Source organism: Photorhabdus viridis, from assembly GCF_040256935.1.
Classification (GTDB): domain Bacteria; phylum Pseudomonadota; class Gammaproteobacteria; order Enterobacterales; family Enterobacteriaceae; genus Photorhabdus; species Photorhabdus viridis.
The window spans coordinates 1-293 of record NZ_JBEJZY010000364.1 but is presented as its reverse complement, the minus strand read 5'-3'; the positions used below and the strand labels follow the sequence as shown (position 1 = coordinate 293).

General features: G+C 58.7%; 1 protein-coding gene. It reads left to right on the top strand.

Translation table 11 applies throughout. The annotated features are described in order from the left end of the window. Positions 1-293, top strand: a 293-nt coding sequence (locus ABR397_RS23755) for an AMP-binding protein (RefSeq protein ID WP_350307840.1), incomplete at both ends; no start/stop codon positions are given.

Genomic DNA, 293 nt, shown 5'->3' with positions numbered 1-293 from the left:
TGTGCCGCTGGACCCGGCGTATCCGGGGGAACGTCTGGCGCATATCCTGAATGATGCGGCTCCCTCAATCATATTGGCTGATGAGACCGGAAGGGTCGCGTTGGGCGAGGAGGCGCTGGCCGGGCTGACTCTGCTTGATCCGAATACTTTGCCTGATCAACCGGACAACAACCCGCAGGTACCGGCGCTGACTTCCCGTCATCTGGCCTATGTGATTTACACCTCCGGCTCTACCGGCGCGCCCAAAGGGGTGATGGTTGAACATCGTGGGTTGGTCAATCTTATTCGGGATA